A 15,763-nucleotide genomic window follows, 5' to 3' on the forward strand; every position below is an offset into this window, starting at 1 on the left:
CCGCCGTCTCGCGACGGCGACCCCCCCGGGGTGGGTCAGTACTTACGGTTGGGCAGTGCCTCCTTGGCCTGCTCCTGGGTGAAGGTGGTCTCCTCGGTCTCGATCCGGGCGGGGACCTCCTCGCCGGCCTTGACCTTCTTGGCCAGCTCCATCAGCTGCGGGCCGAGCAGCGGGCTGCACTCGGCGATGAAGTTGAACTTGCCGTCCGCGAGGGCCTGCATGCCGTCCTTCACCGCGTCGACGGTGATGATGGTGATGTCCTTGCCGGGCGTCTTGCCCGCCGCGCTGATCGCCTCGAGCGCGCCCAGGCCCATGTCGTCGTTGTGCGCGAAGAGCACGTCGATCTTCGGGTTGGCCTTGAGGAACTGCTCCATCACCTGCTTGCCGCCGGCGCGGGTGAAGTCACCCGACTGCGAGGCGACGATCTTCAGGTTGGGGTTGGCGGCGATCGCCTCGGCGAAGCCCTTCTTCCGGTCGTTGGCCGGGGCCGAACCGGTCGTGCCCTGCAGCTCGACGATGTTGACCGGGCCGGGCGCCGCCTTCTTCTGCTCCACCAGCCACTCGCCGGCGAGGCGGCCCTCCTTGACGAAGTCCGAGCCGAGGAACGTCTTGTAGAGCGACTTGTCGGCCGAGTCGACCGCGCGGTCGGTCAGGATGACCGGGATCTTCGCGTCCTTGGCCTCCTTGAGCACGGTGTCCCAGCCCGACTCCACCACCGGCGAGAAGGCGATCACGTCGACCTTCTGCTGGATGAAGTTGCGGATCGCCTTGATCTGGTTTTCCTGCTTCTGTTGCGCGTCGTCGAACTTCAGCTCGATGCCGGCCTCGGCGGCGGCTTCCTTGATCGAGGTGGTGTTCGCGGTGCGCCAGCCGCTCTCGGCGCCCACCTGGGAGAACCCCAGGACGATCTTGTCGTTGCCGTCACCGGAATCGCCGCCGGTGTCGCTGTTGCCGCAGGCCGCCATGCTGCCGGCGAGCAGCACGCCGGCGAACGCGGCGATGACCCTGCGGGCCGTGCTCCTGGTTCTCATCGGTTCTCCTCCGGGGTTGGATGTTCCGGACGCGCGGCGGGGAGCCGGTGCGGCCGGGTGTGGTGGTGGGGTGGATGCGCGGCGCCCGGTCCGGGGTCAGGGCGCCGGCGGGCGTTGGCCGTAGACGTTCTGGTAACGGTCGTAGAGCGAGTCGATGTCGGCCGGCGCGATCGGCAGCGGCTGCCCGAGCGCTCGGGCCAGGTGCGCGGTACGGGCGACGTCCTCGCACATCACGGCGGCCTTGACCGCCGCCCGGGCGTCCCGGCCGATGGTGAAGACGCCGTGGTTGCGCATGAGCACCGCGGGCGAGCGGTGCCCGGACAGCGTGCTGACGATCCCCTTGCCGATGTCGTCGCCGCCGATCAGCGCGAACGGCCCGACCGGGATCTCCCCGCCGAACTCGTCGGCCTGCGCGGTCAGCCAGCACGGGATCGCCTCGCCCCGGGCCGCCCAGGCGGTGGCGTAGCCGCTGTGGGTGTGCACCACGCCGCCGACCTCGGGCATCGCGCGGTAGACGTAGGCGTGCGCGGCGGTGTCGCTGGACGGCGAGCCGCCGCCGTCGACGACAGCGCCGCCCAGGTCGCAGACCACCATGGACTCGGCGGTCAGGTCGTCGTAGTCGACCCCGCTGGGCTTGATGACCATCAGGTCCTGACCGGGTACGCGGGCCGAGACGTTGCCGGCGGTCCAGGCCACCAGTCCGTAGCGGGTCAGCTCGCGGTGCAGGCGGGCCACCGTCTCGCGCAACGCGGCGACCTGGCCGACGACGCCGGCGCTCATCCCACCACCTCCAGGCTCGCGGGGGTACGCGCCGGGGCGGCGTCGGCCGCCGCGTTGCGGATCGCCCGCAGGCGCAGCATGACGTCGTTCGCGCCGCGGCCGAAGTGGTCGTGCAGCGCGCGGTACTCGGCGTAGAGGGCGTCGTAGGCCCGGACGTTCTCCGGTACGGGCCGGTAGACGGCCTCCTCGATCCGGCCCATGGCGGCGGACGCCTCGTGGATCGTCGGGTACTCGCCGGCCGCGACCGCCGCGTGGATGGCCGAGCCGAGCGCCGGTCCCTGGGCGGAGCCGATGATGCTCAGCGGCCGGTTCGTGACGTCGGCGTAGATCTGCATCAGCAGCCGGTTGGAGGTGAGCCCGCCGGCCACGACCAGGTCGTCGACCGGCACGCCGGCCTGCGCGAACGCCTCGACGATCATCCGGGTGCCGTACGCGGTGGCCTCCAGCAGGGCCCGGTAGACGTCCGGCGGCCGGGTGGCCAGCGTCAGCCCGACGATCAGCCCGCTCAGGTCGTGGTTGACCAGCAGGGACCGGTTGCCGTTCCACCAGTCCAGCGCCACCAGGCCGTGCGCGCCGACCGGCTGGGCCGCGGCGGCCTCGGTGAGCCGTTCGTGCGAGTCGAATCCGGCCGGGGCGCCGTGGCGCACGAACCAGCCGAAGATGTCCCCCACGCCGCTCTGCCCGGCCTCGAAGCCCCAGGCGCCGGGGCTGATGCCGCCGTCGACCACGCCGCACATGCCCGGCACCTCGGCCGGGTGGGTGCCGTTGAGCACGTGGCAGGTGGAGGTGCCCATGATGGCCACCAGCCGGCCGGGCCGCAGCGCCTGGGCGGCGGCGGCGGTGACGTGCGCGTCGACGTTGCCGACAGCTACCGCGATGCCCTCGGGCAGGCCGGTCCAGGCGGCGGCGCGGGCGTCGAGCGCGCCGGCCCGCGCGCCCAGCGGCAGCAGCGGACCGTCCAGCTTGGTCACGAAGTCGGTGAAACCCGGGTCGAGCGCGGCCAGGTAGTCCGACGACGGGTACCGGCCGTCCTGCCGGATGCCCTTGTAGCCGGCGGTGCAGACGTTGCGCGTCTCGACCCCGCACAGCTGCCAGACGATCCAGTCGGCCGCCTCGATGAAGCGCTCGGCGCGCCGGTAGACCTCCGGGTCCTCGTCCAGGATCTGCAGCCCCTTGGCGAACTGCCACTCCGCCGAGATCTTGCCGCCGTAGCGGCCGATCCACGGCTCGCCGCGTTCGTGCGCCAGCGCGTTGATCCGGTCGGCGTGCGGCTGCGCGGCGTGGTGCTTCCAGAGCTTGACCCAGGCGTGCGGCCGGTGGCGCAGCTCCGGGATCTCGCACAGCGGCGTGCCGTCGGCGAGCGTCGGCAGGACGGTGCAGGCGGTGAAGTCGATGCCGATCCCGACCACCCGCGCCGGGTCCACACCGGCCGCGGAGAGCGCGGCCGGTACGGCGTGGCGCAGCACGTCGCGGTAGTCGTCGGGATCCTGCAGCGCCCAGTCCGGCGGCAACGCCGGGCCGTCGTCGGGCAGCGCGGTCTCGATGACCCCGTGCCGGTACTCGTGCACCGCTGTGCCGAGTTCGGCGCCGTCGCGGACCCGGACCACCAGCGCCCTGCCGGACAACGTGCCGAAGTCGACCCCGATCACGTACCGGTCGGACGCGTCCACTTCGCTCATTTGCACCTCCGCCGTGTCACGGAGTTAGTGTTAGCGCTCACATACACATCCGTCAAGACACGTCCGGGCAACAGCTACGTAACGAGGAGCGCCGTCCGGGACCGACGCCCGCGGGCCCCGTGGACCGGCCCGACCGCCGGCCGGGGAGATCCACCCCGGGAGCACCGGCGAACCCCGGGCCAACCCTATGTTAACGACAACAATCAATGGAACTTCCGGAAATTCTCTCGGCGGCTCCGACACCCCGGTCCCAAGCGTCCAGGCCCCGCCACAGGGCCGCTCAAAGGGCCTTTCAGCGGCCTTTTCTCTCGCCACGACACCGCCGGCAGCCGGCCGTCGCGGGCGACCCGGGACTCGCACTCCTATTTACAGCTCTTGATGTCAGCGATAACATTTTTGCCATCCCAAGCGCTGTGGCGCCGCCGTCCGGGAAACCCCGGCGCCGCAGCCGGGCGGCGACGGACGGCGACCCCGTCGACCGCCGGACCCCCACCACCCACGAGCGCCCGCCGGCACCGTCCGGCCCTCTGGAAGTGCCGTGCCGCGTCCGTCCCCGTGGACCACGGGCGACGCCGTGCGACCGGCGGGCTGCTCCTTCCGGGCACCGGCACCGACCGCGCCCGGCCACCGAGGAGGACCAGTGCGCAGATGGACCCGACGGACGCTCGCCGTCCTGGGTGTCGCGGCGGTGGCGCTCGCAGCCACCGTCACCGACGGGGCAGTCGCCCCACGCCCGGCCCGGGCACTGGACAACGGCGTCGCCCGTACGCCGCCGATGGGGTGGAACACCTGGAACACGTTCGGCTGCAACATCAACGAGACCCTCATCCAGCAGACCGCCGACGCGATCGTCGCCAACGGACTGCGCGACCTCGGGTACAAGTACGTCGTCGTGGACGACTGCTGGTTCAACCCGAACCGGGACGCGCAGGGCAACCTCCAGGCGCACCCGCAACGGTTCCCCAGCGGGATGAAGGCGCTCGGTGACTACCTGCACGCCCGGGGCCTGCTGTTCGGCATCTACCAGGTGCCGCTGGACAAGACCTGCGCCCAGGTCGGCGGCGCGTTCCCCGGCGCCACCGGCAGCCTCAACCACGAGTACCAGGACGCGCGGCAGTTCGCCGCGTGGGGCGTGGACTACCTCAAGTACGACTGGTGCTCGGGCACCGGCACCATCAACGACCAGGTGGCGCGGTTCGGCATCATGCGCGACGCGCTGGCCTCCACCGGCCGGCCGATCGTCTACAGCATCAACCCCAACAGCTACCACGCCAAGACCGGGCCGCAGCGCAACTGGAGCGACGTGGCGAACCTCTGGCGGACCACCGAGGACATCACCAACGCGTGGAACACCGGCCAGACCAACGGCTACCCGATGGGCATCCAGAACATCGTCGACGTCACGGTGCCGCTGGCCGGGTACGCCGCCCCCGGCGGGTTCAACGACCCGGACATGCTGGAGGTCGGCAACGGCGGCATGAACGACACGGAGATGCGCAGCCACTTCGCGCTCTGGACGATGCTGGCGGCGCCGCTGATGATGGGCAACGACGTCCGCTCGACGAACGCGGCCACCCTGGCGATCCTACGCAACGCGAACCTGGTCGCGATCAACCAGGACACGCTCGGCCGCCAGGCGGTCCAGGTCTCCTTCGACGGCACCCGGCGGGTGCTGGCCAAGCCGCTGGCGAACGGCGACGTGGCGGTCGCCCTGTTCAACCAGGGCAGCTCGACCACCACCGTCTCCACCACGGCGGCGGCGATCGGCAAGAGCGGCAGCTCGTTCACGCTGCGCGACGCGTGGACCGACGGCACCTCCACCAGCACCGGCACGATCTCCGCCAGCGTGCCCGCGCACGGCACCGTGGTCTACCGGGTCAGCGGCGGCGGCACCACCACCCCGCCACCGGTCCCGACCACGTTCCGGCTGCGCAGCGAGTCGTCCGGCCGGTGCCTGGACGTGGACAACGCCGGCACCGCCAACGGCACCGGCACGCTGATCTGGGACTGTCACAGCAACGCCAATCAGCAGTTCACGGCCAACGGGCAGGCGTTGCAGGTGCTCGGCAAGTGCCTGGACGTGCCGACGAGCGCGACCGCCGGCACCCGGGTGCAGATCTGGGACTGCAACGGCGGCACCAACCAGCAGTGGACGATCAACGGCAACGGCACGGTGAGCAACGTGCGCTTCCCGTCGCTGTGCCTGGACGTCGACAACGCGGGCACCGCCAACGGCACCCGGGTGATCGTCTGGACCTGCCACGGCAACACCAACCAGCGGTGGAGCCGCGCGTGAGCGGCTGCGGCCGGTGAACGGCGGTCGGCCGGACGAAGGGGCGAGCGTCCGGCCGGCCGTCACCGGGCGCCGGCGGCCCGGCGCTTGTTCCAGATGTCGAACGCCACCGCCACGAGCAGGACGAGGCCCTTCACCACCGACTGGACGGACTGGTCGACGCCCATGAGCTGCATGCCGTTGCTCATCACCGCCATGATCAGGCCACCCACCATGGCGCCGACCACGGTGCCGACCCCGCCGGTGACCGCCGCGCCGCCGATGAACGCCGCCGCGATCGCGTCCAGCTCGAACATGTTGCCGGCGGCCGGCTGGGCGCCGTTGGACCGGGACGAGTAGATCACGCCGGCCACGGCGGACAGGAAGCCCATGTTGACGAAGATCCAGAAGTTGACCCGCTTCACCCGGACGCCGGACAGCATCGCCGCGGGCAGGTTGCCGCCGATCGCGTACACCTGCCGGCCGAACACGGTACGGCGGGTGAGCAGGCCGTAGATCAGCACCAGCACGGCCAGCACGATGAGCACGATCGGCAGGCCGCGGGCGTTGGCGAGCTGCCAGGCGAACCACATGACCACGGCGCCGACCACCACGATCCGCAGGACGAACAGCGGGAACGACTCCACCGGCTGCTCGTGGCGCACCCGGGCGACCCGGGTCCGGAACACGGCCACCGCGTACCCGACGACGGCGAACGCGCCGATGAACAGCGTGAAGGCGTCGTAGCCCTCGCCGCCCAGCAGACCGTTGAGGAAGCCGGCGGCGACCCGCTGGTACTCCTCGGGGAACGGTGACAGCGAGATGTTGTCCAGCACCCGCAGGGTGAGGCCGCGGAACAGGAGCATGCCGGCCAGGGTGACGATGAAGGCCGGGATCCCGGCGTACGCGACCCAGAGCCCGTGCCACGCGCCGACCGCGACGCCCACCGCGAGCGCGGCCAGCACACCGGCCCACCAGGGCATGCCTTCCCGGATGACGAGCACCGCGGAGACCGCTCCGGTGAGCGCCACCACCGATCCCACGGACAGGTCGATGTGGCCACCGATGATCACGATGACCATGCCGATCGCGAGCACCAGGATGTAGGAGTACTGGAGCACGATGTTGGTGAGGTTGCCGGGGCTCAGCGAGACGCCGTCGGTGAGGACCGCGAACAGCGCGACGATCACCACCAGGGCGATGTAGATGCCGCTCTGCCGCAGGTTGCCGAGGATCAGCGTGCGCGGGTCGCTGGTGCCGGTGTGCAGGCTGGCGGCCGCGCCGGTGTCGGGCGCGGCGACCTTCTGGGGCGTGGGCTTCGTGCTGGTCATCGGACGAGATCCCTGTCCTTGGTCATGAGTTCCATCAGGTTCTCCTGGGTGGCCTCGCTCACCGGCATCTCCCCGGTGATCCGGCCGGCCGCCAGGGTGTAGACGCGGTCGCACATGCCGAGCAGCTCGGGCAGCTCGGAGGAGATGAGCACGACCGCCTTGCCCTCGGCCACCAGCCGGTTGACGATCGTGTAGATCTCGAACTTCGCGCCGACGTCGATGCCCCGGGTCGGCTCGTCGAGGATCAGCACGTCCGGGTCGGTGAAGAGCCACTTCGCCAGCACGACCTTCTGCTGGTTGCCGCCGGAGAGCTTGCCCACCACCGACATGACGGTCGGCGCCTTGATGTTCATGTCGCGCCGGCCCCGCTCGGCGACCTGGATCTCGCGGTTGCCGTCGATCCAGCCGTTGCGGGCGAGCTTGTCGAGCGCGGCGGCCGAGATGTTGCCCCGGACGTCGTCGATGAGGTTGAGGCCGTAGTGCTTGCGGTCCTCGGTCGCGTACGCGATGCCGTTGGCGATGGCCTCGGCCACCGTGCGCGCACGCACCTCGCGGCCCTTGAGGAAGAGCCGGCCGCTGATGTCCCGGCCGTAGGCGCGGCCGAACACGCTCATCGCCAGCTCGGTGCGCCCGGCGCCCATCAGGCCGGCGATGCCGACGACCTCACCGGCGCGCACGTGCAGCGAGGCCCGGTCGACGACCAGACGGTCCTGGGTCGGGTGCCGCACGGTCCAGTCCTCGATCCGCAGCACCTCCTCGCCGGGGGTCACGTCGCGGGTCGGGTAGAAGGTGGCCAGGTCGCGTCCGACCATGCCGCGGATGATCCGGTCCTGGGTCGCGCCGCCGTCGGCCATGTCCAGCGTCTCGACGGTACGGCCGTCGCGGATCACTGTGGTCGAGTCGGCGATCGCCGTGATCTCACCGAGCTTGTGCGAGATCATGATGCAGGTGATGCCCTGGTCGCGGAGGCTGCGCATCAGGTCCAGCAGGTGCGCCGAGTCGACATCGTTGAGCGCGGCGGTCGGCTCGTCGAGGATCAGCAGCCGCACCTTCTTGGACAGCGCCTTGGCGATCTCCACCAGTTGCTGCTTGCCGACGCCCAGCTGGATGACCGGGGTGACCGGATTCTCGTGCAGCCCGACCGACCGCAGCAGCGCCGCGGCCTCCGCGTTGGTGCGGTGCCAGTCGATGAGCCCGCCGCGGCCCCGGCGCTCGTTGCCGAGGAAGATGTTCTCGGCGATCGACAGGTACGGCACCAGCGCGAGCTCCTGGTGGATGATGACGATGCCGCGCGCTTCGCTGTCCTGGATGCCCCGGAAGCCGACCGGCTCGCCGTCGAAGACGATCTGGCCGTCGTAGCTGCCGGCCGGGTAGACCCCGGACAGCACCTTCATCAGCGTGGACTTGCCGGCGCCGTTCTCGCCGCAGATCGCGTGGATCTCGCCGCGCCGTACGGCGAGCGAGACGTCCTGCAGCGCGGTGACCCCGGGGAAGGTCTTCGTGATGCCACGCATCTCGAGGATGTGGTCGCTCATGGGTATCCGTCCTGCTCGTGGTCGTGGTGTCCGGAGCGGGGCGGGCCCGGTGGCACGGCGCGCCACCGGGCCCAGCGGTCGGATCAGCCGGCTCGGCCGGCGGCGACCTCCTGCTCGGTCAGGTAACCGGAGTCGATCAGGACGGACTTGATGTCCTCCTTGTAGACGGTCTGGACCGGCAGCAGGAACGCGGGCACGACCTTGACGCCGTTGTTGTACGCCTTGGTCTCGTTGGCCTTCGGCTCCTCCTTGCGCAGGAACGCCTCGGCGGCGATCACCGCCTGCTCGGCCAGCAGCCGGGTGTCCTTGAACACGGTCGAGCCCTGCACGCCGTCGTTGATGAGCTTGACCGACGCGACCTCGGCGTCCTGACCGGTCACCACCGGCATCTTCTTGGCGCCGCCGCGGTAGCCGGCGTTCTGCAGGGCGGTGATGATGCCCCGGGACAGGCCGTCGAAGGGCGACAGCACGCCGTCGACCTTGCTGCCGTCGTTGTAGCTGGAGGTGAGCAGGTCCTCCATCCGCTTCTGCGCGGTCTCCTGCTGCCAGCGCAGGATGGCGGCCTGCTCGATCTTGGTCTGCCCCGACTTGACCTTCAGCGTCCCCGCGTCGAGGTACGGCTTGAGCGTGTCCATCGCGCCGTTGAAGAAGAAGCCGGCGTTGTTGTCGTCGAGCGAGCCGGCGAACAACTCCACGTTGAACGGGCCGGTCGCGGTCCCCTTGGACCCGTCCTTGTTCAGCAGGCCGAGGCCGACCAGCAGCGCGTTGGCCTGCGCCACGCCCACCTTGTAGTTGTCGAAGCTGACGTAGAAGCTGACGTTCGGGCTGTTGCGGATGAGCCGGTCGTAGGAGATGACCGGGATCTTCGCGGCCGCGGCGGCCTGGAGCTGGCCGCTGAGCGCGGTGCCGTCGATCGGGGCGATGACCAGCACGTCCGCGCCCTGGGTGATCATCTGGTCGATCTGCTGCGACTGGGTGGGGATGTCGTCCCCGGCGTACTGCAGGTCGACCTTGTAGCCCTTCGCCTGCAACTTCTCCTTCACCGAGTTGCCGTCGGCGATCCACCGTTCCGAGGTCTGGGTCGGCATCGAGACGCCGATCGTCAGGTCGCCGGGCTTGGCGGAGCTGGTGTCCGAGCCGCCTCCGGCGCCCTCGCCGCTGCACGCGGCCAGGCTGATCGCGAGCGCGGCGCCGCTGACTGCGGCAAGGAATCGTCTGCGCACGAGCGTCCTCTCCCCTCCGTGGGCCCCTGTGACACAGGTAACCGTCACGGCGAGTGTTAACGCTCACAAGTTGCCCCGTCAACCAATCGCGCGAAATGTGCACGTCTCTTTCTTGTAACAGAGACGGCGGTCCAGGTAGGACGCGTCCGGGACACGCGGGGACGGCACGTCGCGCCGCCCCCGCGGACCCGGCTCAGGAGGCGGAACAGGTGGGCGTCATGCCCGATCCGCTTCCGTTGCCCTGGAACCCGAACTCGGTGCTCTGGCCGGCGCCGAGCTGGCCGTTGTAGTCGACGTTCGCGAACCGCACCGTGCCGCTGTTCCCGCTCGCGGTGGCGCTCCAGGTGTTGGTGATGCTCGCGCCGCCCGGCAACGTCATGGTGACGGTCCATCCCCGGGTGCCCGACGAGCCGGCTGTCACCTTCACGTTGGCGACGAAGCCACCGGTCCAGGAGTTCAGCGTCACCGAGGCCGTACACCCGCCCTGACCCGGCGGTGGCGTCGTCGGGTTGTTCGGCGGCGGGGTCGTGGTCGGCGGCGGGTTGTTCCCGCCCGCGTTGAGCGCGTCGAGCACGGCGTTGTACGCCGCCTTCTTGTTGCCCGAGCAGTCGAACAGCAGCGCGTTGTCCGAGCCGCGCCACGAGTCGCAGTCCCGCACGCCCCACACCGTGATGCCGGTGCAGCGCGACACCGCCAGGCAGGCCCGGGTGACGGCGGCGTAGATGTTCGCCTGGTTGCCGCCGGTCATCACGTCCAGCTCGGTGATCTGCACCTCCACGCCCAGGTCCGCGAAGCGCTGGAGGTTGGCCTGGTAGTCACCGGGGATCGTGGTGCCCAGGTGCGACTGGAAGCCGACGCAGTCGATCGGCACGCCACGCGACTTGAAGTCGCGCACCATGTTGTAGATGCCCGTCGACTTCGCGTTGATGCCGTCGGTGTTGTAGTCGTTGTAGCAGAGCTTCGCGCCCGGGTCCGCGGCGCGGGCCGCACGGAACGCGGCCTCGATCCAGTCGTTGCCGGTGCGCTGCAGGTTCGAGTCGCGGCGCCCGCCGCTGCCGCCGTCGGCGAACGCCTCGTTCACCACGTCCCAGGCGTAGATCTGCCCCCGGAAGTGGGTGGCGACCTGGGTGACGTGATTGATCGCGGCGTTGCGCAGCGCGCTGCCGGACAGACCCTGCGCCCACGACGGCTGCTGCTGGTGCCAGAGCAGCGCGTGCCCGCGCACCGACATCCCGTTCGCGCGGGCGTGGCTGACCAGCCGGTCGCCGCCGCTGTAGCTGAACCGCCCCTGCTGCGGCTCGGTGGCGTCCCACTTCATCTCGTTCTCGGCCACCACGGAGTTGAACTCGCGGTTCAGCACCGTGGCGTACGTGTTGTCGGACAGCTTGTTGGTGGCGACCGCGGCGCCGAAGTAACGGCCCTTCTCGGCCGCCGCCGCGCGCAGCGTGGTGCCGGCGCTCGCGGCCGGCGCCAGGGCCACCGCCATGCCGGCGGCTAGCACGCCGGCCAGGATGCCGGTGGTCAGCAAGGCTCTCTTTCGTCTCATGCGGATTCCTCTTCCGGGGGTTACGCGATGGTGGTGGTGCGAGTCCCCGACTCCGCGTCCGGTGACGGTGTCGAGGTACGACCAGCGCGGCTCGCCCGGTGAGCCTTGCGGCGCTCATGCCCTGCCATCGACTGTGAGCGATAACATCCCCCGGCGTCAACCCCCTGCGAGCACCCCGGTGCTAGGGGTACACGTCCTCGTGCGCCTTGCGGTAGTCGACGATCTCGTCCAGCCGGCCGGTCGCGGCGTGCGTCACCCAGGCAGGGTTGCCGAGCAGCGCGCGACCCAGCGCGACCAGGTCGAACTCCCCGTCCGCCAGCCGCGCGGCCAGGCCCGCCACCGACTCCGGGCCGCCCTCGCGCAGAAACTCCCGGCGCAGCCCGACCGAGCCCACGGTGATCGACGGCAGGCCGGTGAGACGCTTCGCCCAGCCGGCCAGGTTCAGCGCCGAGCCGGGGAACGCCGGCTGCCAGAAGCGGCGCTGCGAGGCGTGCAGGACGTCCGCGCCGGCCTCGGCGAACGCGGTGAGGATCTGCGCCAGCTCGGCCGGAGTCTCCGCGATCCGCGCGTCGAACGCGCGCTCCTTGAACTGGGAGAACCGCACGATCACCGGCCGGTGCGCCGGGACCTGCGCGCGGACCGCGCGGACCACAGCCGCCGGGAACGCCGCCCGCCGCGCCGGGGAGCCACCGAACGCGTCGGTCCGGCGGTTCGTGTACGGCCACAGGAACTCGTCCAGCAGGTAACCGTGCGCGGCGTGGATCTCGATCGCGTCGAACCCGGCCCGGACCGCCACCCGGGCCGCGTCCGCGTACGCCGCCAGCAGGACATCCGCGTCGGCGGCGGTCATCGCGTGCGGCGCGGGGCGGCCCGGCTCGCGTACCCCCGAGGGGGTCCACGCCGGACGGCCGTCGACCGGCTCGCGCAGGCTGCCCAGGTGCCACAGCTGCGCGGCGATCCGGCCGCCTGCGGCGTGCACCGCATCGACCACGCCCCGCCAGCCCGCCTCGGCCGCACCCGCCGTCATCCGGGGAACGGTGTCCTCGTGGCCGGCGCTGGGATGGTCCACCAGCACGCCCTCGGTGACGATCAGGCCGACGCCCGCCGCGGCGCGGCGCCGGTAGTACTCGGCCATCTCCGGCGTCGGCACGCCGCCCGGCGCGCGGTTGCGGGTCATCGGCGCCATCACGAAGCGGGACGGCAACGACAGCCCGGCGACGGTGACCGGTTCCAGCAGCGGCGTCACCGGCGATCCGGTGTCCAGAGTCGCGTTCATGACCCGACGCTAGGAGTTGACACCGGTGTCAAGGGCAAGCGCTCAGGCCGCCGGGCTCCGGGTGTCGTCGGCCACAGTCACCGTCATGTCGGTCACCACGTCGTCGAGCACCTCGACGGCGTGGGAGAGCCGCGCCATCTCGGCGACCATCCGGGCCCGCTCCTCGCGCAGCCGCTCGGTGAGCCACGGGGTACGGATCTGCGGGTCGGTCACGCACGGCAGCAGCTCGGCCATCCGGCGGCTGCTCAGCCCGGCCTCGAACAGCCGCTGGATCAGCCGGACCCGGTCCACCGCCGACTCGGCGAAGACCCGTTGCCCGCTCGGCGTGCGCAGGGCGGCCAGCAGGCCCTGCTGCTCGTAGTACCTGATGGACCGGGCGCTCACCCCGGTACGCGCCGACAGCTCCCCGATCCGCATCGCGCCTCCCCGCTCGCCGGACCTCCATCATCGGGCATGCGGCGCCGGTCAGGACAGCAGCTCGACGTACCCGGCGGTGCCGTGCACGCGGATCCGCCCGCCGTCGCGGATCAGCCGGGTCGCGTCCGGCACCGCCACCACGGCGGGCAGCCCGTACTCGCGGGCGATCACCGCGCCGTGCGTCATCTGGCCGCCCACCTCGGTCACCAGGCCCGCGACGGCCACGAACAACGGCGTCCAGCTCGGGTCGGTATGCGCGGTGACGAGGATGTCGCCCGGCTCCAGATCGGCCCGGGCCAGGTCCGTCACGATCCGCGCCCGCCCCTCGACCACGCCGGCCGAGACCGGCAACCCGGCCAGGGCGCCCGGAGGCACGTCGTCGCGCCGGTACGACCCGTTGAGGGCCTCGCCGTCGGAGGTGAGCACGCGGGGCGGGGTGAGCGCCTGGTGCGCCCGGAACTCCTCCCGGCGCCGCCGGATCAGCCCGGCGTCGGCCCGGCCGGTGGCCGAGACCTCGCGGAACTCGTCGAACGTGAGGTGGACGACGTCCTCCGGGTCGGCGAGCACACCGGCCCGCGCCAGCCGATCGGCCTCCGCGAGCAGCGCGCGCTTGTAGACGGCGTAGCGGCTCACGATGTCGTACTTCGGGTACTCCCGGTAGCCGATGAACGTGCGTACCCGGTCGATCATGCGCTGCGTCTCGGCGGCCTTGCGTTCGCCGTCGGGCAGCGCGCGCAGCCGGTCGAGCACCTCCCGGGCCTTCGCCTCGGCCCGTTCCCGGCCGTGCGCGAAGCGGCGCGCGGCCGCACCAGGGGTGAAGGTGCGGACGTTGTCCAGGATCAGCGGCACGAGCGTGGCGGGGCTTTCGCTCCACCGCGGCCGGGTGACGTCGATCTCGCCGACGCAGCGCATGCCGTACCGGTCCAGGTAGCTCTCGACGGCCGCGCGCGCCTGCGCGCCGCCCGGCAGTTTCGGCAGCTCGTCCAGGAACCCGTCGTCGGCGTGATCGCGCAGGAACGCCACCACCTCGGGGTACGGGCGGATCACGTCGGCCACGTCGAGCAGCGCCAGTCCCATCTCGGAGGTGACGTTGCCGGGCGCGGACAGCGTGAGCGTGTCGGCGGCGTCGCGCTCGCCCAGCCACTCCCCCAGCTTGTCGTTGAGCCACCAGGTGGCCTGCATCCCCGCCATGATCACCTGGGCGCTCACCGGGTCGGTGAGCACCCGCTTGTGCTCGGTGAACGCCTCGGTGAGGAAGTCGAACAGCTCCGGTCCGGAGCGGCCCCGGATGTCGCGTTCCAGCGCGGCGACGGACTCCCGGCTGCGCGCGACGAGGCCGGTGACGATCGCCGGATCGGTCTCGATCGGCGGCGGGCCGCCCGCCGGTGGCCAGGCCGGGGCCGGAGCCGGGTCCGGCGTCGTCGGCACGACGTCCCGCGCCAGCACGGTCTCCAGCGCGTCCAGGGTGAGCGGGTCGGCCCGGCCGATCATGCCCAGGAACGCGGTACGGCCCGCCTCGGTGGCCAGGTGCGGCGTGGCGTCGACGAACAGCCGGCCGCCCGCCTCGTGCATCGGCGCCATGGCGGTCAGCCGCCACATCGACAGGCCCAGCGGCTTCATCGCGTCGGTCATCATCTGCTGGTGTCCGACCGACAGGTAGACGTGGAACCTCCCGTCGGCGGCGGCCGCCGGCACCGGGAACAACGTGGTGATCGGCCGGCTCTGCAGGATGTGCACGTCGTCGCCGGTGAGCGCCCACTCGACGTCCTGCGGGCGGCCGAAGCGCGCCTCGATCCGCCGGCCCAGCGCGGCGAGGCGTACCGCCTGCGCGTCGGTCAACGCCGGCTGATCCCGCCGCGCCGGGTCGACCGCCCGTTCCCGGGTGCCGCCGCCGGGCACCGCGTGCACGGCCCGCGCCTTGACTCCGATCGTCCTGGCGACGACCGCGCCGTCGCGCACCGTGAACACGTCCGGGGTCACCAGACCGGAGACCAGGGCCTCACCCAGGCCGAAGCTCGCCTCCACGGAGACCACCGTCCGGTCGCCGGTGACCGGGTCGGCGGTGAAGAGGACCCCGGCCGCGTCCGGGAAGACCATCCGTTGCACCACCACTGCCATGTCCACGGCGCGGTCGTCGATGCCGTACCGCCGCCGGTAGGTCACCGCCCGCTCGGTGAACAGCGACGCCCAGCACCGGATGACGTGCCGCAGCACCTCGGCCCCGCCCACCACGTTGAGGTAGGTGTCCTGCTGGCCCGCGAACGAGGCGGTCGGCAGGTCCTCCGCCGTCGCGCTGGAGCGCACGGCGTACGCGGCGTCCGCGTCGAGCGCCGACAGCGCGCGGTCGACCGCCGCCGCGACGTCACCGGGCAGGGCGATCCGCTCGATCGCGCGACGGACCTCGGTGGCGGCCGTCCGGAGCGCCGCAGGGTCGTCCGCGTCCACCCGGTCGAGCCGGTCCAGCGGGCCGGCGAGCGACGGCGTCCCCGCCACGGCGAGACGGAAGGCGTCAGTCGTGACGCAGAAGCCGGCGGGCACACCGACACCGTCGATCCGCGACAGCGCCCCCAGGTGCGCGCCCTTGCCGCCGACGGCCGCGATGTGCGTCTCGTCGATCGCGTGGAGTTCCCGTACGTACCGTCCGGTCATTGCCGTGCCCCCCGTTTTCGCAGC

11 protein-coding genes are annotated in these 15,763 nt (G+C 71.5%); 1 reads left to right on the forward strand and 10 read right to left on the reverse strand.

The window, feature by feature from the left end; translation table 11 throughout:
- Window positions 1-35: 35 nt before the first annotated feature.
- The 3 genes from MicB006_RS13810 to araB form a co-directional block, all read right to left on the reverse strand.
- Window positions 36-1,031, reverse strand: a complete 996-nt coding sequence (locus MicB006_RS13810; protein ID WP_073828105.1) for an ABC transporter substrate-binding protein — start codon at window positions 1,029-1,031, stop codon at window positions 36-38.
- A 96-nt stretch (window positions 1,032-1,127) separates the two neighbouring features.
- The gene (locus MicB006_RS13815) at window positions 1,128-1,811 is read right to left on the reverse strand and encodes an L-ribulose-5-phosphate 4-epimerase (RefSeq protein ID WP_116506553.1); all 684 of its coding nucleotides are present in this window, start codon (window positions 1,809-1,811) and stop codon (window positions 1,128-1,130) included.
- Complete coding sequence (gene araB, locus MicB006_RS13820) at window positions 1,808-3,490, reverse strand: ribulokinase (RefSeq protein ID WP_116506555.1); 1,683 nt, start codon at window positions 3,488-3,490, stop codon at window positions 1,808-1,810. The genes MicB006_RS13815 and araB overlap by 4 nt, the downstream gene beginning before the upstream one ends.
- Window positions 3,491-4,130: 640 nt before the next feature.
- On the opposite strand from araB, the gene MicB006_RS13825 reads away from it, so the two are divergent.
- Entirely contained in the window at window positions 4,131-5,786 is a 1,656-nt protein-coding gene (locus tag MicB006_RS13825) for a glycoside hydrolase family 27 protein (RefSeq protein WP_116506557.1), read from the forward strand.
- Between the two features lie 59 nt (window positions 5,787-5,845).
- On the opposite strand, the gene mmsB is transcribed toward MicB006_RS13825, so the two are convergent.
- The 7 genes from mmsB to rph all read right to left on the reverse strand — a co-directional run bounded on the left by mmsB (window position 5,846) and on the right by rph (window position 15,739).
- Window positions 5,846-7,093 (reverse strand): multiple monosaccharide ABC transporter permease, encoded by a 1,248-nt coding sequence (mmsB, locus tag MicB006_RS13830; RefSeq protein WP_043323303.1) that lies wholly within the window; start codon window positions 7,091-7,093, stop codon window positions 5,846-5,848.
- On the reverse strand, window positions 7,090-8,628 hold the full coding sequence (mmsA, locus tag MicB006_RS13835; RefSeq protein WP_073828095.1) for a multiple monosaccharide ABC transporter ATP-binding protein: 1,539 nt from the start codon (window positions 8,626-8,628) through the stop codon (window positions 7,090-7,092). The genes mmsB and mmsA overlap by 4 nt, the downstream gene beginning before the upstream one ends.
- Before the next feature lie 83 nt (window positions 8,629-8,711).
- Entirely contained in the window at window positions 8,712-9,851 is a 1,140-nt protein-coding gene (gene chvE / locus MicB006_RS13840; RefSeq protein ID WP_116506559.1) for a multiple monosaccharide ABC transporter substrate-binding protein, read from the reverse strand.
- A gap of 193 nt (window positions 9,852-10,044) precedes the next feature.
- Window positions 10,045-11,397, reverse strand: a complete 1,353-nt coding sequence (locus MicB006_RS13845) for an endo-1,4-beta-xylanase (RefSeq protein ID WP_116506560.1) — start codon at window positions 11,395-11,397, stop codon at window positions 10,045-10,047.
- A gap of 181 nt (window positions 11,398-11,578) precedes the next feature.
- Complete coding sequence (locus MicB006_RS13850; RefSeq protein ID WP_116506562.1) at window positions 11,579-12,673, reverse strand: 12-oxophytodienoate reductase; 1,095 nt, start codon at window positions 12,671-12,673, stop codon at window positions 11,579-11,581.
- A gap of 42 nt (window positions 12,674-12,715) precedes the next feature.
- On the reverse strand, window positions 12,716-13,090 hold the full coding sequence (locus MicB006_RS13855; RefSeq protein WP_116506564.1) for a MerR family transcriptional regulator: 375 nt from the start codon (window positions 13,088-13,090) through the stop codon (window positions 12,716-12,718).
- Between the two features lie 48 nt (window positions 13,091-13,138).
- The gene (gene rph / locus MicB006_RS13860) at window positions 13,139-15,739 is read right to left on the reverse strand and encodes a rifamycin-inactivating phosphotransferase (protein ID WP_116506566.1); all 2,601 of its coding nucleotides are present in this window, start codon (window positions 15,737-15,739) and stop codon (window positions 13,139-13,141) included.
- Window positions 15,740-15,763 lie beyond the last annotated feature (24 nt).

This window comes from Micromonospora sp. B006, from assembly GCF_003408515.1.
Classification (GTDB): Bacteria; Actinomycetota; Actinomycetes; order Mycobacteriales; family Micromonosporaceae; genus Micromonospora; species Micromonospora echinospora_A.

Coding starts and splice junctions, on each gene's coding strand:
- MicB006_RS13810 (WP_073828105.1), bottom strand. CDS start 1,031: ATGAGAACCAGGAGCACGGCCCGCAGGGTCATCGCCGCGTTCGCCGGC.
- MicB006_RS13815 (WP_116506553.1), bottom strand. CDS start 1,811: ATGAGCGCCGGCGTCGTCGGCCAGGTCGCCGCGTTGCGCGAGACGGTG.
- araB (WP_116506555.1), bottom strand. CDS start 3,490: ATGAGCGAAGTGGACGCGTCCGACCGGTACGTGATCGGGGTCGACTTC.
- mmsB (WP_043323303.1), bottom strand. CDS start 7,093: ATGACCAGCACGAAGCCCACGCCCCAGAAGGTCGCCGCGCCCGACACC.
- mmsA (WP_073828095.1), bottom strand. CDS start 8,628: ATGAGCGACCACATCCTCGAGATGCGTGGCATCACGAAGACCTTCCCC.
- MicB006_RS13845 (WP_116506560.1), bottom strand. CDS start 11,397: ATGAGACGAAAGAGAGCCTTGCTGACCACCGGCATCCTGGCCGGCGTG.
- MicB006_RS13850 (WP_116506562.1), bottom strand. CDS start 12,673: ATGAACGCGACTCTGGACACCGGATCGCCGGTGACGCCGCTGCTGGAA.
- MicB006_RS13855 (WP_116506564.1), bottom strand. CDS start 13,090: ATGCGGATCGGGGAGCTGTCGGCGCGTACCGGGGTGAGCGCCCGGTCC.
- rph (WP_116506566.1), bottom strand. CDS start 15,739: ATGACCGGACGGTACGTACGGGAACTCCACGCGATCGACGAGACGCAC.